General features: G+C 72.1%; 18 protein-coding genes. 6 read left to right on the top strand and 12 right to left on the bottom strand.

The genetic code is table 11. The annotated features are described in order from the left end of the window. Positions 1 to 389: 389 nt before the first annotated feature. A complete protein-coding gene (locus ACH4EB_RS26675; protein WP_398350302.1) occupies positions 390 to 2,834 on the bottom strand; it encodes a polysaccharide lyase 8 family protein in 2,445 nt (814 codons plus the stop codon). Positions 2,835 to 3,095: 261 nt separating this feature from the next. Between ACH4EB_RS26675 and ACH4EB_RS26670 the strand changes: the two genes are divergently transcribed. Beyond that, positions 3,096 to 3,731, top strand: coding sequence for a YceI family protein (locus tag ACH4EB_RS26670; protein ID WP_398350301.1), 636 nt, complete (start codon positions 3,096 to 3,098; stop codon positions 3,729 to 3,731). 106 nt (positions 3,732 to 3,837) lie between these two features. On the opposite strand, the gene cimA is transcribed toward ACH4EB_RS26670, so the two are convergent. The 4 genes from cimA to ACH4EB_RS26650 all read right to left on the bottom strand — a co-directional run bounded on the left by cimA (position 3,838) and on the right by ACH4EB_RS26650 (position 9,246). Next, positions 3,838 to 5,463: a citramalate synthase gene (gene cimA / locus ACH4EB_RS26665; RefSeq protein ID WP_398350300.1), complete on the bottom strand. Its 1,626-nt coding sequence runs from the start codon at positions 5,461 to 5,463 to the stop codon at positions 3,838 to 3,840. 335 nt (positions 5,464 to 5,798) lie between these two features. Then, positions 5,799 to 7,145: an MFS transporter gene (locus ACH4EB_RS26660; protein ID WP_398350298.1), complete on the bottom strand. Its 1,347-nt coding sequence runs from the start codon at positions 7,143 to 7,145 to the stop codon at positions 5,799 to 5,801. 405 nt (positions 7,146 to 7,550) lie between these two features. Continuing rightward, the gene (locus tag ACH4EB_RS26655) at positions 7,551 to 8,180 is read right to left on the bottom strand and encodes a TetR/AcrR family transcriptional regulator (protein ID WP_398350296.1); all 630 of its coding nucleotides are present in this window, start codon (positions 8,178 to 8,180) and stop codon (positions 7,551 to 7,553) included. A gap of 16 nt (positions 8,181 to 8,196) precedes the next feature. After that, positions 8,197 to 9,246, bottom strand: coding sequence for an agmatine/peptidylarginine deiminase (locus ACH4EB_RS26650; RefSeq protein WP_398350294.1), 1,050 nt, complete (start codon positions 9,244 to 9,246; stop codon positions 8,197 to 8,199). Positions 9,247 to 9,817: 571 nt separating this feature from the next. Between ACH4EB_RS26650 and ACH4EB_RS26645 the strand changes: the two genes are divergently transcribed. Next, positions 9,818 to 10,792 (top strand): alpha/beta fold hydrolase, encoded by a 975-nt coding sequence (locus ACH4EB_RS26645; protein ID WP_398350292.1) that lies wholly within the window; start codon positions 9,818 to 9,820, stop codon positions 10,790 to 10,792. Between the two features lie 282 nt (positions 10,793 to 11,074). On the opposite strand, the gene ACH4EB_RS26640 is transcribed toward ACH4EB_RS26645, so the two are convergent. Both ACH4EB_RS26640 and ACH4EB_RS26635 read right to left on the bottom strand, forming a co-directional pair. Further along, positions 11,075 to 12,160 carry a branched-chain amino acid aminotransferase gene (locus ACH4EB_RS26640; protein ID WP_398350291.1) on the bottom strand — a complete coding sequence of 362 codons (1,086 nt, stop codon included), beginning with the start codon at positions 12,158 to 12,160 and terminating at the stop codon, positions 11,075 to 11,077. A 310-nt stretch (positions 12,161 to 12,470) separates the two neighbouring features. Next, positions 12,471 to 13,511: a 3-isopropylmalate dehydrogenase gene (locus ACH4EB_RS26635; RefSeq protein ID WP_398350290.1), complete on the bottom strand. Its 1,041-nt coding sequence runs from the start codon at positions 13,509 to 13,511 to the stop codon at positions 12,471 to 12,473. Positions 13,512 to 13,640: 129 nt separating this feature from the next. On the opposite strand from ACH4EB_RS26635, the gene ACH4EB_RS26630 reads away from it, so the two are divergent. Next, complete coding sequence (locus ACH4EB_RS26630; protein ID WP_398350288.1) at positions 13,641 to 15,206, top strand: purple acid phosphatase family protein; 1,566 nt, start codon at positions 13,641 to 13,643, stop codon at positions 15,204 to 15,206. Between the two features lie 56 nt (positions 15,207 to 15,262). On the opposite strand, the gene ACH4EB_RS26625 is transcribed toward ACH4EB_RS26630, so the two are convergent. After that, complete coding sequence (locus tag ACH4EB_RS26625) at positions 15,263 to 15,394, bottom strand: hypothetical protein (protein WP_274535863.1); 132 nt, start codon at positions 15,392 to 15,394, stop codon at positions 15,263 to 15,265. A gap of 356 nt (positions 15,395 to 15,750) precedes the next feature. Between ACH4EB_RS26625 and ACH4EB_RS26620 the strand changes: the two genes are divergently transcribed. Together ACH4EB_RS26620 and ACH4EB_RS26615 are read left to right on the top strand one after the other, a co-directional pair. Continuing rightward, complete coding sequence (locus ACH4EB_RS26620; RefSeq protein WP_398350286.1) at positions 15,751 to 16,407, top strand: Uma2 family endonuclease; 657 nt, start codon at positions 15,751 to 15,753, stop codon at positions 16,405 to 16,407. Between the two features lie 368 nt (positions 16,408 to 16,775). Then, positions 16,776 to 17,126, top strand: coding sequence for a beta/gamma crystallin domain-containing protein (locus ACH4EB_RS26615; RefSeq protein ID WP_398350284.1), 351 nt, complete (start codon positions 16,776 to 16,778; stop codon positions 17,124 to 17,126). Positions 17,127 to 17,319: 193 nt separating this feature from the next. Here ACH4EB_RS26615 and pruA read toward each other — a convergent pair whose 3' ends face one another. Both pruA and ACH4EB_RS26605 read right to left on the bottom strand, forming a co-directional pair. Then, positions 17,320 to 18,951, bottom strand: a complete 1,632-nt coding sequence (gene pruA / locus ACH4EB_RS26610) for an L-glutamate gamma-semialdehyde dehydrogenase (protein ID WP_398350283.1) — start codon at positions 18,949 to 18,951, stop codon at positions 17,320 to 17,322. Between the two features lie 117 nt (positions 18,952 to 19,068). After that, the gene (locus ACH4EB_RS26605; protein WP_398350281.1) at positions 19,069 to 19,995 is read right to left on the bottom strand and encodes a proline dehydrogenase family protein; all 927 of its coding nucleotides are present in this window, start codon (positions 19,993 to 19,995) and stop codon (positions 19,069 to 19,071) included. A 266-nt stretch (positions 19,996 to 20,261) separates the two neighbouring features. Between ACH4EB_RS26605 and ACH4EB_RS26600 the strand changes: the two genes are divergently transcribed. After that, positions 20,262 to 21,572, top strand: coding sequence for a PucR family transcriptional regulator (locus ACH4EB_RS26600; protein ID WP_398350279.1), 1,311 nt, complete (start codon positions 20,262 to 20,264; stop codon positions 21,570 to 21,572). A gap of 554 nt (positions 21,573 to 22,126) precedes the next feature. Here the strand turns inward: ACH4EB_RS26600 and ACH4EB_RS26595 are convergent. Beyond that, a complete protein-coding gene (locus ACH4EB_RS26595) occupies positions 22,127 to 22,750 on the bottom strand; it encodes a TetR/AcrR family transcriptional regulator (RefSeq protein WP_398350278.1) in 624 nt (207 codons plus the stop codon). A 230-nt stretch (positions 22,751 to 22,980) separates the two neighbouring features. Continuing rightward, positions 22,981 to 23,967, bottom strand: coding sequence for a PRC and DUF2382 domain-containing protein (locus tag ACH4EB_RS26590; RefSeq protein WP_398350277.1), 987 nt, complete (start codon positions 23,965 to 23,967; stop codon positions 22,981 to 22,983). Positions 23,968 to 24,158 lie beyond the last annotated feature (191 nt).

Raw genomic sequence — 24,158 nt, 5'->3', positions numbered from 1 at the left:
CCTTCGCATGCTGCGCCGCAGTCGCCCGCTCACCGGGCCCACGCCGGGCCTGCTCACGGATGGCATGCAGCTCGGCGACCCGCCCACGAGCGTCGTTCGCCTCGGCGGGCACCTCTTCGACAGTGGTCATGCATCGACGGTACGTGGCCGGACCCTCCGGAACCGATGTCGGTTTCGTACAACGTCGGAAGCGATTTGGTGGGCAGGCAGGACAGAAGCGTCCTGTACGGGGCCGCGTCCGGCCTGGTGGGCACGCCGGACGGTCTCAGCGGTATGTATGCCCCCGACAAAACGCGCCCGCGTGGTGTTGTGGCAGTCCGCTGTTGGCCCGGGCGCCGCGCGCCCTCACGCGGCACGTCGGCGGCGCCGTGGCCGGGTGCCATGGCCGGTCAGCGCGGGGCGACGGTGCAGATGTGGGTGGTACAGGCGGTGCCCGGAGTGACACGCAGCCGGAGCGCCGGAGTGGTCGCCAGGACCGTGACGGAGGGGTCGGCGGTGAGCACGGCACGGACCGGGCGGTCCCAGACCACCTCGAACGGCGCGCCGGTACGCGACGGCTCGGCCACGCACAGTGTCGCCGTCCGGCCGCCGTGCCACCCGTGCGCGGTCCGCGCCGGCCGTTCCCGCAGCAGCACGCTCGCGGGCGCCGAGACGGTCAGGCCGCCCGCCGACCCGGCCCGCCAGAAGGTGGCGGCGGTCAGGCCGAGCGACGGGACCGCGACCGCCTGCCGTGCGCCGGTGTTGGCGAGGACGGTCAGCCAGTGGCGGTCGGCGGCCCGGGCGGCGAGGGCGCGCGGGCCCGCGCCGGGCATCAGCAGGTACGCGTACGCGGCGTCCACCGGGTCGGTGCCGTGGTCGATCCACAGGGTCAGATAGCGGCGGGTGAACGGTTCGGGGGAGCCGCCGGTGTTGATGTCGCTCCACGCGCCCGTCCGGGTGTCGCGCAGCGCGTGCGGGACGGTTTCCCCGCCGCCCGGGACGCGGGGAAAGACGTACCCGCCGTGCCCGGCCAGGTGGATCCAGCGGGCGCGCGGGAAGACGAGCGGACGGCCGGGCGCGACGGGCTGCCGGGCGCCGTCCACGGTCAGCGCGGGCGCCCCCGACGCGCCCAGGTTGCGGTTGTCCACGATCGTCTCGGCGGGCACCCCGTCGTGCGAGGTGATGCCGGCGCCCAGGCAGACGACGCAGTCCGCGGTGAAGATCCACGACTTCTTGGCGCGCAGTGTGGCGGACAGGCCGCGCACGTCCTGCCCGACCACGGCGAACTCCCCGTCGGTGGTCCCGCCCACCCACGTCGCGGCCGGTTTGGGCGCGCCCCAGCCGCCGCCCTCGTTGTCGGCCAGCCGCTTGGTGGACACGGTCGTACCGGGCAGGCGGTACGGGTCGACGGTGGGCCAGAAGGCGTCCGTGTACTGGTCGTTCGCGAAGTCGTGGCCCCACCAGTAGAGCATTCCGGCGCCGGTGTGCCAGCCGCGCGGATTCTCGCCGTTGCCGTTCTCGTAGTACGTGATGCGGTCCGAGGCCATGGCCAGGCCGGCGGCCCAGCCGGGGCGGCGGTGCACGGCCCGGTCCATCGCCGGGAAGAGCCGGTGGGCGACGGGTTCGGGCGCGACCGGGCCGCCGTCGTCCGCGAGCGCCTTGAGGCGGGCGAGGTCGGCGATCTCGTACTGCCGGTCGGCGAGCACGGGGTAGCCGGTGTCGCGCCGGATCCAGCCCCGGACCATCGCCTGCCAGCGTTCCCGCTCCCGGGGCGCGGCGGCCTCGGCCAGCAGGGCGACGGCGGCGACCAGGGCGTGGCCGTGGAAGTGGTCGCCGCGCAGCACCCGGCGTTCGTCGGCGCGCAGGTAGCCGCGGCTGATGGCGCGCCCGTTGACGCTGTCCATCATCAGGCCGTTGTAGAGCAGGGGCGCGTAGGCGTGCTCCACGCTGTCGAAGATGATCTGCCGTCGCGGATCGGTGACGGCCCAGTCGGTTCCGCCGAGCAGGGTGAAGAGGCGGCCGAGTCCGTCGAGGAGGACGAAGCCGTAGGTGCCGGAGTAGGCGACCCAGGTGTGCTGGATGAAGGAGCCGTCGGCGTAGAGGCCGTCGCCCTTGGTGACGTACGGGAAGACCGGCGACAGCGCGTCGCGGGCCAGTGCGATCTTGGCCGCGGCCCGGCCGAGGATGCCGCGCAGTGCGACGACGCGGCACAGGTCGACGCGGTTGGCGCCGGTGCTGGTGCCGGTGTAGTCGCCGAGCATGGTGTCCGGGACGAAGTGGTCGACGGCGGCCAGGTACCGGGCGCGCCGCTCCGCGCCGAGCCGCTCGTACAGGATCGCGACGGCGTCCAGGAGGAGCCGGGGGCTGCCGATCTGCCACTCCCACCAGTTGCCGTGGCGCACGGTGCCGGAGTGGTAGACCGTGTCGTGCACGTGGTCCAGGCCCCGGACGGTGTCGGCGGCGAGGCCGGTGTCCCCGGTCAGGCCGGTGCCGGGCTGGGCGTACGCCCGGGCCATGGTGGTGAGCCGGCTGTAGCTGCGGGTGATGCCGGCCGGCGGGTCGAAGGGACTGTCGGGCCAGAGTGAGCCGGCGGCCGGGCGCATGGCCGTACGGAAGCCGCGGGCCAGCTCGCCGGTCTCCTTCAGGCGGGCGGCGTACGGATCGGCGGCGGGATCGAAGCCGGTGCCGAGCTGGATGCCGAGCCAGCGGCGGCGCAGGGTCTCGTACGGATCGCCGTCGGCGGCGTGCGCGGCGGGGGCCGGCCCGGCGAGCGCGGGCGTCAGCGCCAGGCCGAGCGCGCCCGCGCCGGAGAAGCCGAGGAAGCCCCGGCGGGACCAGACGGGGGAAGGCGGCACGGTCCGTCCTCTCCGTGATACGTGAGACGTCGGGCGTGAAACATGGGGCGTAGGACGTCAACTGCGTACGGACACGGTCTGGTTGAACGGTGTCCGACGGTCTAGCACGAGCCGCCCCGCCTCGACAATGCCCATGACATGCCCAGCGCGGGACCTCCGCATCACTCCCCCGTGGACCAACAGTTGAAACTTGAACTAGATCGCGCTACGCTCATTTTCGTTGAACCTTTAACAAAACGTTCTCGTCTTCGAGGAGGAGCCATGGCTCTGTTCCACCGCAAGCGCACCGCGGCCGCCGGCACCGGCCGCGCCACCCCCGACCGGGCCACCGCCGTCCTCGACGCCGACCCGGCCCTCGCCGCGCTGACCGGCGACTACACCATCGACCCGGCCCACAGCCGCATCGGCTTCACCGTCCGGCACGCCATGGTCACCAACGTCCGCGGCTCCTTCGGCACCCACGAGGGCACCCTCCACCTCGACGGCGCCGACCCGGCCCGCTCCACCGCCGCCGTCGACGTCACGACCGCCTCCGTCGACACCGGCATCGCCGACCGCGACGCCCACCTGCGCGGCACCGACTTCTTCGACACCGACGCCTTCCCGCTGATGACATTCCGCTCCACCGCCGCCGAGCGGGTCGGCGGCGACACCTACCGCGTCACCGGCGACCTGACGATCAAGGACGTCACCCGGCCGCTCACCATCGATCTGGAGTTCCAGGGCGCGGCGACGGACGTGTACGGCGCCGAGCGCGTCGGCTTCGAGGGTAGCGCCGAGATTCTGCGCTCCGACTGGGGCCTGACCTGGAACGCGGCGCTGGAGGCCGGTGGCGTGATGGTCAGCGACAAGGCCAAGCTCACCTTCGACGTCTCCGCGGTCAAGGCCGCCGCCTGAGCCCACCGCGCCCGGCGGCGGACCGCCCCCGAAAACCCCGCGGCCCCGCACCGGCTCCTCCCCCAAGGACCGGCACGGGGCCGCGGTCGTCTCCCGCGCCCGGCGGCTACTCCTGCGGCTCGACCCCGGCGCGCATCAGCCCGTACGCGTACGCGTCGTCCAGTGCCTGCCACGACGCGGCGATCACGTTCTCGGCGACGCCGACCGTGGCCCACTCCCCCTGCCCGTCGCTGGTGGACACCAGGACGCGGGTGATCGAACCGGTGCCCAGCCGGCCCTCCAGGATGCGGACCTTGTAGTCCACCAGCTCCAGCCCGGCGAGCTGCGGGTAGATCCGCTCCAGGGCCACCCGCAGCGCCCGGTCCAGCGCGTGCACCGGGCCGTTGCCCTCGGCGGTGGCCACCAGCCGCTCGCCCTTGGCCCACAGCTTCACCGTCGCCTCGTTGGCGTGCGTGCCGTCCGGCCGGTCCTCGACGATGGCCCGCCACGACTCCACCCGGAAGTACCGGCGCGGCCGGCCCTCCGCCTCCTCCCGCAGCAACAGCTCGAAGGAGGCGTCGGCGGCCTCGTACGTGTACCCCGCCAGCTCGCGCTCCTTGACCCGCTCCACGACCCGGCCGACCAGCTCCCGGTCGCCGCTCAGGTCGAAGCCCAGCTCCTTGCCCTTGAGTTCGATGGAGGCGCGGCCGGCCATGTCGGAGACCAGCATCCGCATGCTGTTGCCGACCAGCGCGGGGTCGATGTGCTGGTACAGGTCGGGGTCGACCTTGATCGCGGAGGCGTGCAGCCCGGCCTTGTGCGCGAAGGCGGAGACACCGACGTACGGCTGGTGGGTGGAGGGCGTGAGGTTGACGACCTCGGCGATGGCGTGCGAGATGCGGGTGGTCTCGGCCAGCTTGCCCTCGGGCAGCACCTGGCGCCCGTACTTCAGCTCCAGGGCCGCCACGACCGGAAAGAGGTTGGAGTTGCCGACCCGCTCGCCGTAGCCGTTGGCGGTGCACTGCACGTGCGTGGCGCCCGCGTCGACCGCGGCGAGGGTGTTGGCCACCGCGCAGCCGGTGTCGTCCTGGGCGTGGATGCCCAGGCGCGCGCCGGTGTCCGCCAGCACGGTCCGTACGACGGCCGCGACCTGCGCGGGCAGCATGCCGCCGTTGGTGTCGCAGAGGACCACCACGTCGGCGCCGGCCTCGCTCGCGGTCCGTACGACCTGTTTGGCGTAGACCGGGTCGAGGGCGTACCCGTCGAAGAAGTGCTCGCAGTCCAGGAAGACCCGGCGGCCCTGCGCGCGCAGGTGGGCGACGGTGTCCCGCACCATCGCGAGGTTCTCCTCCGGCGTGGTGCGCAGTGCCAGCTCCACGTGCCGTACGTGCGACTTGGCGACCAGCGTGACCACCGGGGCCCGCGATGCCAGCAGCGCCGCCACCTGCGGGTCGTCCTCGACCCGTACGCCCGCCTTGCGGGTGGCGCCGAAGGCGACGAGCCGGGCGTGCCGGAAATCGATCTCCGCGCGGGCCCGCTCGAAGAACTCGGTGTCCCGGGGGTTGGCGCCGGGCCAGCCGCCCTCGATGAAGCCGACGCCGAAGTCGTCCAGGTGCCGGGCGATGGTCAGCTTGTCCGCGACGGTGAGGTTGATGCCTTCGCGCTGGGCTCCGTCGCGCAGCGTCGTGTCGAAGACGTGGAAGGCGTCGGACAACGCGGGGTGAGGTGCGTCGGGTTCAGGTGCGTCCGTCATGCTCGTCTGGCTCCTGTCGAGGTCTCGGTTTACCGGAATGACCGGTTCCACCGCCCCCTCATGGTCCCTCGCGCTCCGCCGCCGGCAAGAGGTGGCGCCGGAAACGAAAAAACCCCTCGCGGATGCGAGAGGTCTGCGCGCGGGTCTGGGGCGACGGTGACCGCGCCGTACTCGGTGCGTACGGGGCGGTCACTGCGGACCGGCGCGCCTGCTGCCAATAATCGTGGCGAGGGAGGGCACGGCGTCAGTGTGCCATACGTTCCCGGAGGGGAACCGGGTGTCTCACAGTGCGGGCCACCAGAGGTGGCCCGTCCCGCGCCCCCGGACTCCCCCGGCTACCGCCGCGAAGTGCCCCCGGACGGGATCGTTGTGGCTTGGCCGGGGATGTTCGTCGGCGCGTCCTCCTGTCGCCTCACCCGGTTCAGGTCGATCGTCTTCGTTTCGCGCATCGTGATGTAGACGATCAGGGAGACCGCGGCGCAGCCGGCCACGTACCAGTAGTAGCCGGATTCGAGGCCGCCCTTCTTGAACCACAGGGCGACGTATTCGGCGGTGCCGCCGAAGAGGGCGTTGGCGATGGCGTACGGGAGGGCGACACCGAGGGCGCGGATGCCGGTGGGGAAGAGTTCGGCCTTCACACAGGCGTTGATCGAGGTGTAGCCGGTGACGACGAGCAGGGCGAGCAGCGAGAGGCCGAGCGCGGGCCAGAAGCTGCCGGCGTGCTGGAGCAGCGTCATGATCGGCACGGTCAGGAAGGTCGAGCCGACCGCGAAGGTGATCAGCAGCGGGCGGCGTCCGATGCGGTCGGAGAGCTTGCCCGCCAGCGGCTGGACGCACATGAAGACGAACAGCGCGCAGAAGCTGACCATCGAGGCGGTCGGCTTGTCCATCCCGGCGCTGCCGGAGAGGTACTTGGTGAGGTAGGTCGTGTACGTGTAGTACGCGACGGTGCCGCCCATGGTGAGGGCGATGACGAGGAACGCCTCGCGCCGGTGCGCCCACAGTGCCTTGATCGTGCCGCGCGCCGGGTCGTTGTGCGCGTCGTCGTCCTGCGCGTACACCTCCGTCTCCAGCATGTTGCGCCGCAGGTAGAAGACGATGCCCGCGCCGAGCGCCCCGATGATGAACGGGATGCGCCAGGCCCAGTTGTGCAGGGCGTCCTCGGACAGGGTGCGCTGGAGGACGATCTGGAGGCCGAGTCCGAGGAGCTGGCCCGCGGTCATGGACACGTACTGGAAGCTGGAGGCGAAGCCGCGCCGGCCGGGCGCGGACGCCTCGGTCAGGTAGGTGGCGCTGGCCGCGTACTCACCGCCGACCGAGAGCCCTTGCAGCATGCGGGCGACGAGCAGGACCGCGACGCCGCCGTACCCGGCCACCGCGTACGTCGGCGCGACGGCGATGAGGACGGCCGAGGCGGACATCAGGGTGACGGTGAGGGTCAGCGCCGCCTTGCGGCCCTTGCGGTCACCGACCCGGCCCAGCAGCCAGCCACCCACTGGCCGCATGAAGAAGCCGACCGCGAAGATCCCCATGGTGTTCATGAGGTTGGCGGTGTCGTTCCCCTTCGGGAAGAACGAGTCGGCGAAGTACACCGCGAAGCTGGCGTACACGAACCAGTCGAACCACTCGACCATGTTGCCGGCCGAGCCGACCCAGATCTTCTTCCACTGCTCTCGTCCCATGACGGATCACGGTCGCCGACACCGCCCGCCGCGGCAAGAGTCCGACGAGCAACGATCACGCTTTGTTACCTGCGGGGTATGCGCACGAACGGCGTACGAACACATCACCGCGCCCGTTGGTGTCACCCGGAACCAGGCCGTCCGCCCACGCGGCGAAGAGACGACGTAACGGCCGTCCGCCCTGACGGAGGCGTGGTGTGAGCCGCCGCCGACCGCTTCCGAGCCGTCGGGCGCGGTGTTCACCCGCTCGGTGCGCGGACCGTGGCCGCTCGCGGCCGTCACGGGCGTGCCGGTGCCGCCCACCACCGCCGCCCCGGCCGGGGCGGCGGCCACGACGGCCCCGGTCGGGCACGTCTGCCGCTCCCCGGACCGGAGGTCAGGCGTCCGGGGCCGGGTCTTCGGCCCTCACCGCCCTTCGGCGCCCCCGCCGGGCAGCACCGTCTCGTCCAGGTACTCCCCCACGTGCCGCAGCGCCTGTTCCCGGTCCAGACCCGGCAGGCCGACGACGAGGTGGGTACCGAAGCCGTCCAGCAGCGCGCGCGTGCGCGTGGCGACGCGCTCCGCGTCGACCGTCCGCAGCTCGCCCTTCGAGGCCCCTTCGACCAGCAGCGCCACCAGGTCGCGGTGCCAGGCCAGTTCCAGGTCGAGCTGGCGCTCGCGGGTCTCGTCGTCCGCGTTCTGCGAGCGGTTCCACACCTCCAGCCACAGGGTCCAGCGCGGGTCGCGGTGCCCCTCGGGGAGGTACAGGTCCACCAGCGCGTCGAGGCGTTCGCGGGCCGGGACGCGGCGGGCGAGGGTGGCCCGGCGCCGGGCGCCGAGCTGCTCCTCGCTCCACTGGAGCGTCTGGAGCAGCAGCTCGTCCTTCGTACCGAAGTAGTAGAGGATGTGCCCGCTGCTCATCCCGACCTCGCGGCCCAGCCCGGCCATGGTCAGCCGGTCCAGGCCCGCCTCGGCGATGGTGGCCATGGCCGCGGCGAGGACCTGCTCGCGCGGCTGGGTGAGCCGCCGCCGTGGTCGGCGGACCGGTCCGGGCACGGGAACCTCCAGAACGTCACACGGAGCCCACCTCGGGCTGCTGCTGGGTGATGCAGTGGATGCCACCGCCCGCTGCGAAGATCGTACGGGCGTCGACCGGCGTCACCGTCCGCTCCGGGAACAGCCGCCGGAAGATCCCGGCGGCGTGCTCGTCGCGCGGGTCGTCGAACGCGCACAGGATGACGCCGCCGTTGCACAGATAGTGGTTGATGTACGAGTAGTCCACCGGCTCGCCGTCCGCCTCGACGACGGTCGGCGCGGGCACCTCGACGACCTCCAGCCGCCGGCCGCGCGCGTCCGTCGAGGAGCGCAGCAGCTCGACGATCTCCGCACACACCGCGTGGTCGGGGTGGGCCGGGTCGGGCTGGGTGTGCGCGACGACGACGCCGGGCCGGGCGAACGCCGCGACGATGTCCACGTGGCCACGGGTGCCGAACTGCCCGTAGTCGGCGGTCAGTCCGCGCGGCAGCCAGATCGCCTTCGTGGTGCCGAGGTACGCGTGGATCTCGGCCTCGGCCCCCTCGCGCGTACGGCCCGGGTTGCGTCCGGGGTCGAGCTGCACGGTCTCCGTCAGCAGGACCGTTCCCTCGCCGTCCACGTGCAGGCCGCCGCCCTCGTTCACCAGCGCCGACCGGTACGTACGGGCCCCGGCCAGCCCGGCCACGTACGCGCCGGCCTCGGCGTCCCGCTCCCAGCGGGCCCACTCCTGGCCGCCCCAGCCGTTGAACACCCAGTCGGTGGCGGCCAGCCGCCCCCGGCCGTCCGTCAGGAAGGTCGGCCCGATGTCCCGCATCCACGCGTCGTCCAGCGGCCGCTCGACGACCTCGGTCTCCGGGCCGAGCAGCCGCCGCGCCCCGCCGCCCTGTCCGGTGCCCGCCACGACCGTGACCGGCTCGAACCGACTCACGGCCCGCGCGACGGCGGCCCAGGCGCCGCGGGCCCGACCCAGCGCCTCGCCGCCCTCCTCGCCGAAGGTGGCGTTGGGGCCGGGCCAGGCCATCCAGGTCCGCGCGTGCGGGGCCCACTCGGCGGGCATGCGGAAGCCGTCGGCGGCGGGGGTGGTCATGGGGTCCTCCGGACTCGGGGCGGGACAAGGGCCGGACGGGGCGGGTCCGGGGTGGAGCGGGGCGGGGTGGAGCGGGGCGGTCCCCGTCCGGACCGCCCCGCGGCCTGTGCGCGGCGCCGCCCACCGACGCTTTAGTGCGGCACTCTAACGCGGTCCGCCATGGGAGCCAAGCATTGACCGGGAACCGTTCATGAATCCATATTGAGCGCCACTCAAATACTCGAGAACGGCCTTACGGACCGGCGCGCCCGACGCCGCCCGCACGAGCCCCACCCTTCCTCCCGATGGAGGGAACCCCACGCCGATGGAGCAGCACCGAGTCGCCACCATCCCTGCCCGCGATGCCGCGCGGGCCCCTGACCGGGACGGGCCGGGGTCCGCAGCGGCGTCCGGGCCGCGGTTCTTCGGACAGGCGGGCCCGGCGCGGCGGACCGTCGGGGGATTGCGGACCCTGGCTGTCCGCTTCGCGTTCTACGGTCGGCGCCGGGTGGCCGTTCGGGCTCCCCGCCGCCAGGATGACAGCAGGTCGCTGCCACTTCACCTGGTGCCACCCACCGCACGTACAAGGAGCATGACCATGGGCATGGCCGAGGCCGCAGACCGCGCCGACAGCTTCGTCCCGCACCGTTTCACCGAGCAACTGGTGGACCTGGGCGAGATCCGCATGAACTACGTCGCCGAAGGAGACCCCGCCGCCCCGGCGCTGCTGCTGGTTCCCGCACAGGGTGAGTCGTGGTGGGGGTATGAGGACGCGATCGGTCTGCTCAGCTCAGAGTTCCGGGTGTTCGCGATCGACCTGCGCGGCCAGGGCCGCTCGACCTGGACGCCGGGCCGCTACAACCTGAACACCTGGGGAGCCGACGTCGAGCGGTTCATCGACCTGGTCGTCCAGCGCCCCACGATCGTGGCCGGGAACTCCTCCGGCGGCATCATCACCGCCTACGTGGCCGCGTATGCCAAGCCCGGCCTGGTGCGTGGCGCGATCCTGGAGGACCCACCGCTGTTCTCCTCCCAGACCGCCCCGCCGTACGGGCCCGGCATGACGCAGACTCTCGGGCCGATCTTCGCCCTGTGGGCCAAGTGGCTCGGCCCTCAGTGGTCCATCGGCGACTGGACGGGCATGGTCGAGGCCGCCCCTCACGAGCTGCCGGCGTTCCTGCACCCGGGGATCGGCTTCATGATGGGCGAGGGGGACCCCGAAGCCGGCGCGTCCCCCACCCCGGTGCAGCACCTCAAGGAGTACGACCCCGAATGGGCCCAGGCGTGGGTCACCGGCGCCGCGAACGCCGGCTGCGACCACACCACGATGCTCACGCAGGTCAAGGTGCCGACCCTGCTCACCCACCACTTCCACATGACCGACCCCGACACCGGTCAGCTCATGGGCGCCATGACCGACATCCAGGCTGCCCAGGCCCGCCGACTGCTGGAGACCACCGGCCGGCCCGTCACGTACACCCCGCTCGACGCCCCGCACACCATGCACGCACCGATGGCGCAGCGGTACGCGGACGTCATCACGGAGTGGGTCGAGACCCTGTCCTGAGCTGCGGCAGTGCCACGGCTCAGGCGGCCGCCGGGTCCCGACCACGAGCCCGGCGGCCGGACGCACTCGAGCGGGGAGCCTGCTCGGCATCGGCACCCTGAACAGCTCCAGCGCGTCGTCCATCACCTTCAGCGCGCTGGGACAACCACCCACCACGACACAGGCCGTGGAGCTCCGGCCGAAGCCCCCGGAACAGCGCACCCGTGCTGGAGGAACAGCGCCCGACGCGCGAACGGCCGCCCGGCGAAACGCCGGGCGGCCGTGCCGGAGACGGGGCGGAGGTCAGCCCAGGGGGTGCATCCAGCCGTGGGTGTCGGGCGTGGCGCCGGTCTGGAGGTCCAGAAGGGCCTTGCGGAGCTTCATGGTGACCTCGCCGGGCTTGCCGTCGCCGACGGTCCATGAGGCGGTCTCGGACTTCACGGAGCCGACGGGGGTGATGACGGCGGCGGTGCCGCAGGCGAAGACCTCGGTCAGCGAGCCGTCCTCGGTGGCGGCCTTCCAGTCCTCGACGGAGATACGGCCTTCGGCGGCCTCGTAGCCCAGGTCGGTGGCGATCTTCAGGAGGGAGTCGCGGGTGATGCCGGGCAGCAGGGAGCCGGACAGCTCCGGGGTGACGATCTTGTTCCCGTACACGAAGTACAGGTTCATGCCGCCCATCTCCTCGATCCAGCGGCGCTCGATGGCGTCCAGCCAGACGACCTGGTCGCAGCCGTGCTGGGCGGCCTGGGCCTGGGCGACCAGGGAGGCGGCGTAGTTGCCGCCGGTCTTGGCGGCGCCGGTGCCCCCGCGCACGGCGCGCACGTACTCCTGGGAGAGCCAGACCGAGACCGGCTTGACGCCGCCGGTGAAGTAGGCGCCGGCGGGCGAGGCGATCACGATGAAGAGGTACTCGTTGGCGGGCCGGACGCCCAGGCCGACCTCGCTCGCGATCATGAAGGGGCGCAGGTAGAGCGATTCCTCACCATTGGTCGGCACCCAGTTCTTGTCCTGCTTGACCAGCGCGTCGCAGGCTTCGACGAACGTCTCGACGGGCAGCTCGGGCATACCGAGCCGGCGGGCGGACGCCTGGAAGCGCCGGGCGTTGGCGTCCGGGCGGAAGGTGGCGACGGAGCCGTCGGGCTGGCGGTAGGCCTTGAGCCCCTCGAAGATCGTCTGCGCGTAGTGCAGCGTCATGTTGGCCGGGTCCATGGACAGCGGGGCATACGGCACCAACTGGGCGTCGTGCCAGCCGCGGCCCTCCGTCCACCGGATCGTCACCATGTGGTCGGTGAAGTAACGGCCGAAGCCGGGGCTGGCCAGGGCCCGCTCCCGCTCCGCGGCGGAGAGCGGGTGGGAGGAGGGCTTGAGCTCGATCGTGGGCGTCGTCATGAGTGCGTGTCCTTCACCGGTGAGGTTGTGGGGCCGCGCTCACGAAGTCCTTGTCGGTACAGGACGTCCGGTACTCCCCTCGTACAGCGGCTCCACGTTCGATTATCGCTCCCGGGGTAGCGGGGACGGAAATGCCGTGGTGCCGAGGGCGGGACGCCGTGGTTGCGAAGGCGGATCCGTGAGCGCCTGCCAGGGGTCGATGGTCGCACCCAACCCGGCGGTAGCACAGTCGCAGGAATGCCGTACAGCGCCGGGCGGGGTACGGACCGGCGCTGTGGGTCAGCGGGTTCCGCTCGGCGAGCGGCGGGCCTCAGCCCGCTACGCGTGCGGCGAGCGCGTCGCCGATCTCGCCGGTGGTACGGGGGGTTTCGCCCCGGTCCGCGAGGTCGGCGGCGACGGCCTCCTCGACCCGGGCCGCCTCGGCGTCGTGGCCGAGGTGCCGCAGGAGGAGGGCGACGGACAGGACGGTGGCCGTGGGGTCGGCCTTGCCGGTGCCCGCGATGTCCGGCGCCGAGCCGTGCACCGGCTCGAACATGGACGGGAAGGCGCCGGTGGGGTTGATGTTCCCGGAGGCGGCCAGGCCGATGCCGCCGGTGACGGCCGCGGCTAGGTCGGTGAGGATGTCACCGAAGAGGTTGTCGGTGACGATCACGTCGAACCGCTCGGGCTGTGTGACGAAGAAGATGGTCGCGGCGTCGACGTGCAGATAGTCGGTGGTGACCGCGGGGTACTCCGCGCCGACCCGGTCGAAGATCTTCTTCCACAGGTGGCCGGCGTGCACCAGGACGTTGTTCTTGTGGACCAGCGTCAGCTTCTTGCGCGGGCGCGCGGCGGCCCGCTCGTACGCGTCCCGGACCACCCGCTCCACGCCGTACGCGGTGTTCAGGCTCACCTCGGTGGCGACCTCGTGCGGGGTGCCGGTGCGCAGGCTGCCGCCGTTGCCCGTGTACGGGCCCTCGGTGCCCTCGCGGACGACGACGAAGTCGATGTCGGGGCGGCCGGCGAGCGGCGTCGCGGTGTTCGGGAAGAGCTTCGACGGACGCAGGTTGACGTAGTGGTCGAAGGCGAAACGCAGCTTCAGCAGCAGGCCGCGCTCCAGGACTCCGGAGGGTACGGACGGGTCGCCGATCGCGCCGAGCAGGATCGCGTCGTGGCCCTTGAGGGACTCCAGGTCCGCGTCCGGCAGGGTCTCGCCGGTGGCGTGCCATCGCCGGGCGCCGAGGTCGTACTCCTTGGTTTCCAGCTTGACGTCCTGCGGGAGGGCCGCGCCGAGGACCTTCAGTCCTTGGGCCACGACCTCCTGGCCGATACCGTCACCGGGGATCACTGCGAGGCGAATGCTGCGAGACATGTCTGGACCCTACTCTCCGTCCCATTGCTTGACACGTGGCGTCCGGGATACGGACAGATGAGGCGCCGGACACCTCCCGTTCACCCGCAGGGCTCCGGCCCGTCGGACAGGAATGCGACGTTGCGCTCCATGGACACACCACGCGTGGGCATTCCCGAACCGCTCGCGAGCCGACTGAGCATGCCCGAGCAGCACGAGTACCTCCGGACGAAACTGACCCGCCGCGGACTGCTGCGCACCTCCGCCGCCACCGCCGGCGCCGTCGCGGGCGGCGGCCTGCTGACCGGCCCGGCCCAGGCCGCCTCCCCCACCCTGCTCGCCCGCCCGGCCACCGGCGCCGTCCACGGCTCGCTGGTCGCGCCGTTCGGCCGGCACCTGGCCTTCGGCGCGGACCCCGCCCACCAGATGCGCGTGTCGTGGCAGGTGCCGTTCGCGGTCAGGCGACCGTTCCTGCGCGTGGGGCTGCGCCCCTGGGACCTGAGCCGCAAGATCCACGCCGAGGTGCGGGAGCTGCACACCCCGGCGCTGAGCGAGAAGCTGCCCGCGGTGGACCAGTACTACCTGCACGCGGCGCTCGACGGCCTGCGGCCGGGCACCACGTACTACTACGGCGTCGGGCACGACGGCTTCGACCCCGCCGACTCCCGGCACTTCGGCACCCTCGGCACCTTCCGCACCGCCCCGGCCCGCGCCGAGCGGTTCGTCTTCACCGCCTTCGGCGACCAGGGCGTCAGCTACCACGCGCTCGCCAACGACCAGCTCATCCTGGGCCAGAACCCGTCCTTCCACCTGCACGCCGGCGACATCTGCTACGCCGACCCGGACGGCACCGGCACCGACCAGGACACCTACGACGCGCGCCAGTGGGACCAGTTCCTCGCGCAGACCGAGTCGGTGGCCAAGACCGTGCCGTGGATGGTGACCACCGGCAACCACGACATGGAAGCCTGGTACTCCCCCAACGGGTACGGCGGCCAGCACGCCCGCTGGAGCCTGCCGGACAACGGCCCGGACGCCGGGAACGCGCCGGGTGTCTACTCCTTCAGATACGGCAATGTCGCCGTCGTCGCGCTCGACGCCAACGACGTGTCGTACGAGATCCCCGCCAACCACGGCGTGACCGGCGGCCGGCAGACCAGGTGGCTGGACCGGAAACTCGGCGAACTGCGCGCCGCCCCGGATGTCGACTTCATCGTCGTCTTCTTCCACCACTGCGCCTTCTCCACCACGAACGCGCACGCCTCCGAGGGCGGGGTGCGCGACGCCTGGCTGCCGCTCTTCGACAAGCACCGGGTGGACCTGGTGGTCAACGGCCACAACCACGTCTACGAGCGGACCGACGCCATCCAGGGCGGCCGGGTGTCCAAGAAGGTGCCCATCGGCGAGACGGTGGACCCCTCGCGCGAGGGCATTGTGTACGTGACGGCCGGCGGCGCGGGCAAGGCGCTGTACGACTTCCCCGTACCGGACAGTTACGAGGGCCACGTGCGGGACCTCGACCATGTGGACACGTACCACTGGGCCGAGGGCGGGGCGAAGGTGAAGGAAGCCGTGCAGTGGTCGCGGGTCCGCTACACCGGCTACTCCTTCATCGCGGTCGAGGTGCTGCCGGGACACCGGCCGCGGATGAAGGTCACCGCGCTCGCCGAGTCCGGCGAGAGCGTGGACCGCTTCGAGATCACCCGACGCGGCTGAGGCGGGCGCGGGCGCGCGTCGCGCGCCGCGCCCCGGCCTCACGGGCGGCTCCGGGCTCAGTGCCCGGTCGAGCCGCCGTTGTCCCGGCGGTCGAGCGCCCGCTGGAGCGCCGCGGCGGCGTTCTTGCGGTCGGCCTCGCCGGTCGCACGGGCGGAGTGACGGATCCTGCGGACAGCGGTCTTGGTCATGATGCGCCTCCAATGCCAAAGCCCCGAGAGATGAACGGAAGCGTCCTTCCGGAAACGGCCGACCCACGCGGGGGCCGCGGCGTCAGCAGGGATCACCTGCGCGCACGCACCGGACCGCACCCGCCGCCGCTCGATCGAGCGGAACGTTCGACTCCTACCAAGCTAAGCCAGCATCGCCGTGCTGTCTGCACCATTACTTGGCCTTCCTACTATCTGAGACGGGCACTGGCCTGAGGTGCACGTTCGAGTGATCGTCGGACGAACGGCCATGCCGGGAGACGCGGCTGCACAGCGTGACGGCGTCGCTTGTGCCACAGGGCCGGGCGCGCCCACAGTTGAGGAGGAGGTGCCACGCCATGACCGCTGTCGCGCACGAGGCCCCCTGGGCCGACACGGGACCGACCGACCAGGAAGTCCCCGGGCCGGAGCTGGATGAGGTCCTGTGGCAGGCGTGGGAAGCCATGGAACTCCCCGAGGGCTACCACGCCGAGATCATCGAGGGGTTCATCGAGGTGTCGCCGACAGGCTGCTACGCGCACAGTCGGATCGCCAACAAGCTGCGCCGTGCCGCGGACGGACACCTGGCCGATGGACCGTACGCCGGGCACCAGGACGCCAACGTGATCCACGGTCGCAAGGTCTGGATCCCCGATGTGATCATCGCCCTTGAGGACGCCGAGGCTCAGGACGTCACCGAGCATGGCGTCGGGATCAAGGCGTCCGCTGTGCAGGTGGCCGTCGAGGTGGTCTCCCCCGGCCACAACAGCACCACCCGCGACCGCGTCCGCAAGCGCCGCGCCTACGCCCGCGCCGGCATCCCCGTCCACGTCCTCGTCGACGACCACGACCTCCGCGGCACCGTCACGGTTTTCACCGCACCGGCCCCCGACAAGGCGGACTACGCCGCCGAGCACCGCGTCCCTTACGGAACCGACATCGCCATCCCCGAAGGTCCCGCCAAGGGCTTCGTCATCGGCGAGGCGATCACCGGCCCGCCGGGCGGCAACGGCTGAGACGACGCCGACGGCCCGGCGCCCCACCGAGGGGCGCCGGGCCATCGGCGTCGTACGGCTACCGGATCAGCCCGTGTGCGGCGAGCGGTAGCCGGGACAGAACAGGGCGCATGCGTGGAGCGCGGGCGTGCGCGACGAAGAGCGCAAGCTTCGAACACGGCCCCGAAACCATGCATACCCCGGCAGGGGGCTCGTTCCGGACATTCGGGGTCGAGTTCCAGCCTGGAGCCATGGGGAAGATTGCCATGTACAGCCGCTTTACAGGATCGTCTTTTTTGTCACGACGAGACGCCGCGACGGCCGCATCACCGGGCCGTCGAAACGCTCGTCGGCTCCCGGTTCGACATTCGAATTAAGGAGAATGTGCCATGACCAAGACGAAGAGGGTCGGGCGTTCCGTAGCCGTGGCATTCGCCGCGGCCGCCGCGTTCACCATGGCCATGCCGTCCGGCAACGCTTTCGCCATCGACCACGTCACCTGCCGCGGCGGCGAGAACTTCCTGAAGATCTGGTCGCACAGCGGCGGCCGCCAGAGCGTGGACTGCTACGCCAACCGCGGGAAGATCGACTTCGGTGGCTGGTGGGTCGACAAGATCTCCACGGGCAACAACGACATGATCTACAACGACGCCAACGGCGATTCGGTGCGGGTCAACCGATGGACCGATATCTCCTTCCCGAACCGTCCGCCGAAGGTCAACTCCATCGAAATCCTTTGATGCCGTGACGGGCCGGATTCCAGGAATGGGATTTTCCCGGTAACGCATTCCCGGGCACCGGTACCGACGCTTTCCGGATACGGGCGGATTTCCCGTGGCGCGGAATCCGCTCGCATCCGGACTCGCTGACGCCGCCGGGCCCGGCACCCCTTCGAGAGGGTGCCGGGCCCGGCGGCGTCGTACGGCTACCGGATCAGCCCATGTGCGGGTAGCGGTAGTCCGTGGGGGCGACCATCGTCTCCTTGATGGCGCGCGGGGACATCCAGCGCAGCAGGTTGAACTTGGAACCCGCCTTGTCGTTGGTGCCCGAGGCACGGCCGCCGCCGAAGGGCTGCTGGCCGACGATCGAACCGGTGGGGCGGTCGTTGAGGTAGAAGTTGCCGGCGGCGAAGCGCAGCTTCTCCGAGGCGGCGACCAGGACCTGGCGGTCCTGCGCGAGGACGGCGCCGGTCAGGGCGTACGCCGAGGCGGACTCCATCTGCTCCAGCATCGCGTCGAACTCGGCGTCCTCGTAGACGTGGACGGCGATGATCGGGCCGAAGTACTCGGTCTTGAAGACCTCGTTCTCCGGGTCCGAGCAGACGATCACGGTCGGGCGCACGAAGTAGCCCACCGAGTCGTCGTAGCTGCCGCCCGCGACGATCTCACAGGTCGGGTCCTGCTTCGCGCGGTCGATCGCGGCCTTGTTCTTGGCGAAGGAGCGGGCGTCGATGACGGCACCGACGAAGTTCGACAGGTCGGTGACGTCGCCCATGGCCAGGCCCTCGACCTCGGCGACCAGGTCGTCCTTGAAGCCGCCCTCCCACAGGGAGCGCGCGATGTAGGCGCGGGAGGCCGCGGAACACTTCTGGCCCTGGTACTCGAACGCGCCGCGGGTGACGGCGGTCTTCAGGATCGCCGGGTCCGCGGTCGGGTGGGCGACGATGAAGTCCTTGCCGCCGGTCTCGCCGACCAGGCGCGGGTAGGAGCGGTAGTTGGTGATGTTCTCGCCGACCGACTTCCACAGGTACTGGAAGGTGGCGGTGGAGCCGGTGAAGTGGACGCCGGCCAGCTCCGGGTGCGGCAGCGCGACCTCGGAGACCTCCTTGCCGTCACCGGTCACCAGGTTGATGACGCCCTTGGGCAGACCGGCCTCCTCCAGGAGCTGCATCAGCAGGATCGCGGAGTGGGTCTGCGTCGGGGACGGCTTCCAGACGACGACGTTGCCCATCAGCGCGGGCGCGGTCGGCAGGTTGCCGGCGATGGCGGTGAAGTTGAAGGGCGTGATCGCGTAGACGAAGCCCTCCAGCGGGCGGTGGTCCAGGCGGTTCCAGACGCCGTTCGGCTGCATGGGCGGCTGCTCCTGGAGCAGCTCGCGCGCGAAGTGGACGTTGAAGCGCCAGAAGTCCACCAGCTCGCAGGGCGCGTCGATCTCGGCCTGCTGGGCCGTCTTGGACTGGCCGAGCATCGTGGAGGCGGCGATGGTCTCGCGCCACGGCCCGGACAGCAGGTCCGCGGCCTTGAGCAGGATCGCGGCGCGGTCGTCGAAGGACATGGCGCGCCACGCCGGGGCGGCGGCCAGGGCGGCGTCGATGGCGTCCTGGGCGTCCTGGCGGGTGGCGTTGGCGTACGTACCGAGGACGGCCCGGTGGTTGTGCGGCTGGACGACGTCGAAGCGCTCGCCGCCACCCATCCGCTTCTCACCGTTGATGGTCATCGGCAGGTCGATGGGGTTGCCGGCCAGCTCCTTGAGCTTGGCCTCCAGGCGGGCGCGCTCCGGGGAGCCGGGGGCGTAGCCGTGCACCGGCTCGTTGTACGGGGCGGGGACGTGGGTCACGGCGTCCATGTCGGCCGTCTCCTTCGGTCGGGGGTGTGCGGTACTCAAGTTGTGGGGCGCCGGCCGCGGACGGCGGCCGGCGCTGCGGTCCGGCCGGGGCCGGGCTCCCGGCTCAGCGCCTGCGTCTCAGCCCTTGGTGGCCAGCGAGCGCAGGAAGAACGCGAGGTTGGCGGGGCGCTCGGCGAGGCGCCGCATGAAGTAGCCGTACCAGTCGGTGCCGTACGGGATGTAGACCCGCATCCGGTGGCCCTCCGCGACCAGGCGCTCCTGCTCGGTCTCGCGGATGCCGTACAGCATCTGGAACTCGTATTCGGCCGGCTTGCGGCCGAAGCGGCGGCCCAGCTCCTGGCCTATCGCCACCATACGCGGGTCGTGCGACCCGATCATCGGGTGGCCCTTGCCCGCCATGAGGATCTTCAGGCAGCGTACGTACGCCTTGTCGACCTCCCGCTTGTCCTGGAACGCGACCGTCGCGGGCTCCTTGTAGGCGCCCTTGACCAGGCGCACGCGGGAGCCTTCCCCGGCGAGCGCGTGGCAGTCGTCCTCGGTGCGGAAGAGGTAGGACTGGAGCACCGCGCCGGTCTGCGGGAAGCGGGCGCGCAGCTCGCCGAGGATCGCCAGGGTGGAGTCGACCGTGGTGTGGTCCTCCATGTCCAGGGTGACCGTCGTGCCGGCCTCGGCGGCGGCCTCGACGACCGGGGTGACGTTCTTCAGCGCCAGTTCGTGGCCGCCGGGCAGTGCCTGCCCGAAGGCGGAGAGCTTGACCGACATCTCGGCGCGCTCGCCCAGGCCCAGGTCCTTGAGGGCGGCGGTGAGCTGGAGGTAGGCGTCGCGGTTGCGCAGCGCCTCGGCCGGGTCGGTGATGTCCTCACCGAGGTGGTCGAGGGTGACCTCCATGCCGCGGTCCGCCAGGGACCGCACGGCGGCCATCGACGCGTCCAGCCGCTCACCGGCCACGAAGCGGTCGACGACCGGCCGGGTGACCGGAGCGGCCGAAACGATACGGCGGATGCTGTCGCTGCGGGCTGCTGCGAGAAGCACGGGACCCAGCACGGGGCACCTCCACGATTCAAGATGACAAAGCCGGGCGGGCGCCTGACAGGCGGGCGCGACGGCGGGATGAGCCACCTGAAACTTAAGGATCTCGCTGATTCGCGGCCATCGACACCTGTCTGGCCTTCGTGGCCGGGATCTCAGACAGATGTATGACAATGGTGGAGGACCACAACGGCACCGGCGGGCCCACGCTCCCCGGTGACCGCAGGGACAGCGGCGGCCGTACGGCCCGGGAGCGCGACCGGAAAGGAGCCACGCGGCGTATGCGGGGCGATTACCAGCAGCTCGTGGACGAGATCTCGGCCGCCCTCGGCGCCCCGGCGACCCTGGAGGACCGGGACTTCGGCCTGATCGCCTTCGGCGTGCACGAGGGCGACGACGACCTGGTCATGGACCCCGTACGGACCCGGTCGATCCTCCGGCGCCGCTCGACGGCGGCGGTCCGGGCCTGGTTCGAGGCATTCGGCATCGCCCGCGCGAAGACGGCGCTGCGCATCCCGCCCGACCCGGCGGCCGGGGTCTTCAAGGGCCGAATCTGCCTGCCCGTGCGCCACCGCGGCATCGTGCACGGATACGTCTGGCTGCTGGACGACGGCCACCTGAGCGACCTGGAGCTGGGCGGTGCCGGCGCGCCGCCGGATCCCCGTATCGAGCAGGCGATGGAGTCGGCCGCCGGTATCGGCGCGCTGCTGGCGGCGGAGGACCGGGCCGGTGCCGAACTGGGTGATCTGCTGCGCGCGCTGCTGGTCTCGCGCCCGGCGGAGCGCGGCGCCGCGGCGGCCGCGCTGCGCGACGGGCTGCGGTCCCCGGCGGACGCGCCCCTGACGGTGGTCGCGGTGACGCCGTGGCACGCCCCGGACGCCGATCACACGCCGCTGCCCAACCTGCCGGGGCTGCTCGCCGCCTGCGCGCTGTCGGCCGCGCACGGCGCCGCCGACAGGACCGACGCCCCAGGCCCGGCCGCCGCACCGCCCGCCGACGGGGGCCGGCGCCCCGCCCCCGTGCCGTCGCCCCGTGCGACCGCCGACGCCCCGTCGCTGGCGGCTCTCGTCCGGCTGCGCTCGCCGTCGGCCCTCGCCGCGGCCCATACGGTGGCCGAGCACCTGCTGCGCTCGCCGCGCGCGAGCGCCGGCCCGGCACCGAACGGCGCGGAGGCCGGCGCGCTGCCGGGCGCCGCCGGACTCGGCACGCCCGTACGGGACTTGGCCGGGCTGCCCACCGCCTGGCACGAGGCGCTGGCCGCGGCGCGGGCCGCGCGCGCCGAGCCCCGGCTGGGCCCGGTGGCCGAGTGGACCGCCATCGGCTCGTACCGCCTGCTGACGGGCCTTCCGTCGGCCGAACCGGACACGACGGTACGTCCGCTGCTGACGTCGGCACACCGCGAACTCGCCCGTACCGCCGAGGTGTTCCTCGACTGCGCGGGCCAGGCGGGCCGCGCCGCCCAGGCGCTCGGTATCCACCGCCAGACGCTGTACTACCGGCTCGGCCGCGTCGAGAAGCTGACCGGGCTCGACCTGGACGAGGGCGGCGACCGCCTGCTGCTCCACATGGCGCTGAAGACGGCCCGGCTGTGAAGCGCGCGTACGCAGCCCGTACGGCGCGTCCCGGGCGCCCGGGGACCGGGTTTGGTTGAGCACTGGACAGACGGCGGCTCCGGACGGACGATATGACTCTGCGGCCGGTACCCGTTGCGCGGTACCCACGGGGGTGCGGTCGCCGCCGGGAGAAGAACCGGAACCGGCGGCGACCGGCTGCCGGGCGACGGGGCTCCTCTTCCCCCTCACCTGGCACCGACCGCCCTTCCTGGTGGGCCGGGGGCGCGCGGGAAGACCCCTGGCTGGACGGGCCGGGAAGGGCGGGACCGGAGTCGCGTGTTCGCTGCGTGGCGCGGATCTCCGGCCGGTTTTGGGACGGACTGCTCGGCGACCTCTGGGTCTGGGAGATCCGGGCCCGGCGGCCGTTGCCGCCTGGTCCCGTACGGGGAGCGTAGAGCGCGGCGGCGCGGCCGGACAAGTGCCGGTCGGTCAAATACCGAACGGTCTCAGCCGGTTGCCCGACGAGGGCGTGCCCGGACGGGCCCTGCGGGCGGCCCGCGGACGGTCAGGAGGCGGCGCGGCCTGCGCGGACGTCAGGACGCGGCCTGCCCGCCCTCCGTACGTCCCTCGCGCGGCCCGAGCACCGAGCCCGACAGCACCCGCCGCATCGCCTCCACCAGGTCGCCGCCCGAGGGCAGCGCCTCCGGGGTGATCAGGGACTGCATCATCAGGCCGGTGAGCAGTGCCTGGTAGAAGGAGCCGACGACGCGCGCCGACTCGGCGTCCACCTCGGTGTCCGGTACGCCCTCGAAGACCGCGACCAGCCCTTCGGCGCCCTCCGGCAGCACCGTGGCCAGCGCCGCGCGCAGTTCGGGGTCGCGGGGCAGCAGGCCGAGCACCTCGGCCTGGGAGGCCACGAAGTCGCGGCGCTCCAGGAAGCTGCGCAGGATCCGGTCCCACCCGGCCGCGAAGCGCTCCACGGAGTCACCGGCCGGCGCCCCGCCGGCTTCCTGCGCGCCGGTCAGCTCGGCGCCCCACTCCTCGACGGACTCCACCATCGCCTGGCGCATCAGGACGTCCTTGGAGCCGTAGTGGTAGCCGATGGACGCCAGGTTGGTGCCGGAGGCGGCCACGATGTCGCGGGCGGTGGTGCGCGCGTACCCCTTTTCCAGGAGGCAGCGCTTGGCCCCTTCCAGCAGGTCTTCACGGTGTCCCATGCGGTCAGCCTAAGCCCGGCGGGCACCTCGTCCGGACGGGCGTACGGAATGGGGGTACGGGACGGATGCAAGGGGCGGGCCTACCGGACGGGCGTCCCGTGACGGCGGCCCACGCGCGTACGACCGCCGTCGCGGCAGCACGGGGCCCGGCCCGCCACGCTGTGCTGCGGCGGGCCGGGCCCGTGGAACGGCGGACTGCCGGAAGCGGCGGCGCCCAGGATGCCGGCGGCCTACCGGCCCCGCTCGGTGCCCGGTCCGCCACGGCCCCGCTCGGACCCCGGCGCTCCCCGGCCCCGCCGGTCACGCCGGCCGGTGCCCTTCCCGTCGTCGAACTCCACCTCTTCCCGGTGGACCTCGGTGTTGACCTCCTGCTGCTCGGTGACCCGCTCGGTCTCCAGGCGGATCCGCTCGACCGGCACGTTCTCCTTGCGGACGACGACCTGCTCCTCGTAGAGCGTCACGTCGATTTCGCCGTCGGCGAGTTCCGGCTGCCGGGTCCGCCCCTTGCGGCGGTCCTCCTCGCTGATCTTCTCGCGTCGGATGCGCGCCTCGTCGTGGCTGACCGGTACGGTGCGGTGCACCTCATCGGTCGTCACGTGCTTGCGCAGCCGGGCATGGCCGCTCTCACGCGACTCGGTGCCGATGTCCACGTGCTCCTCGGAGACGAGCATCTCCGGGTTCTGCTCCTTGGCGCGCGAGGCGTCCGTGTCGCGGCCGCGGGACATGGCCATCGCCCCGGCCCCGGCGCCCGCGCCGGCCAGCGGCGCGGACCGGGTCCGCTGCCGGCTGCGCTCCTCGGGCCGGCCCATACCGGCCGCGCCCGCCGCCCCGGCGGTGCCCATCCCGGCGCCGGTGGTCGTGGTGCGGCCCGGAACCGTGCCGGTCGGCGCGGTCCCCGGCCGGGACATCCCGTAGTGCCGGTACAGCCGTTCCTCCTCGGCCGGTTCGAGATGCCCGTCCGCGTCGATCCGCGGGGCGTCCTTGATCTGGTCCTTGGTGTACGGAACCTGCAGTTCGTCGCCCACACGCCGGGCCCCGGCGAGCGGTACGAAGGTCTCCTTCATGCCGAACAGGCCGGTGCGCACGGTGATCCACTCGGGCGCGTCGGTGGCGTCGTCCCGGTAGATCTGCTGGACCGAGCCCACCTTGGTGCCCTCCGCGTCGACCACGTTCATGCCGGTCAGATCCTGAGGGTTCTCACCCAGGGGTGCGTTCATGGCGTCGCTCTCCTTCCGCACGCGCCGGCAGGGGGCACGCGCAGTTCCCATTGCGCGTCGCCCCGCGGCGCGCAGCGAGTCGGGAAACCCCCGGAACACCGGCTCCACGGCGAGTTTGCGGGGCGCCCGGCGTCACCCCCCGCTACGCCGAACGGGTGATTGGTTGAGCCGTCACCCACCGCGCCCCGTCA

The sequence above is a fragment of the Streptomyces sp. NPDC018045 genome (genome assembly GCF_044327445.1).
GTDB lineage: Bacteria > Actinomycetota > Actinomycetes > Streptomycetales > Streptomycetaceae > Streptomyces.
This window is presented reverse-complemented; position numbering and strand designations above follow the sequence as displayed.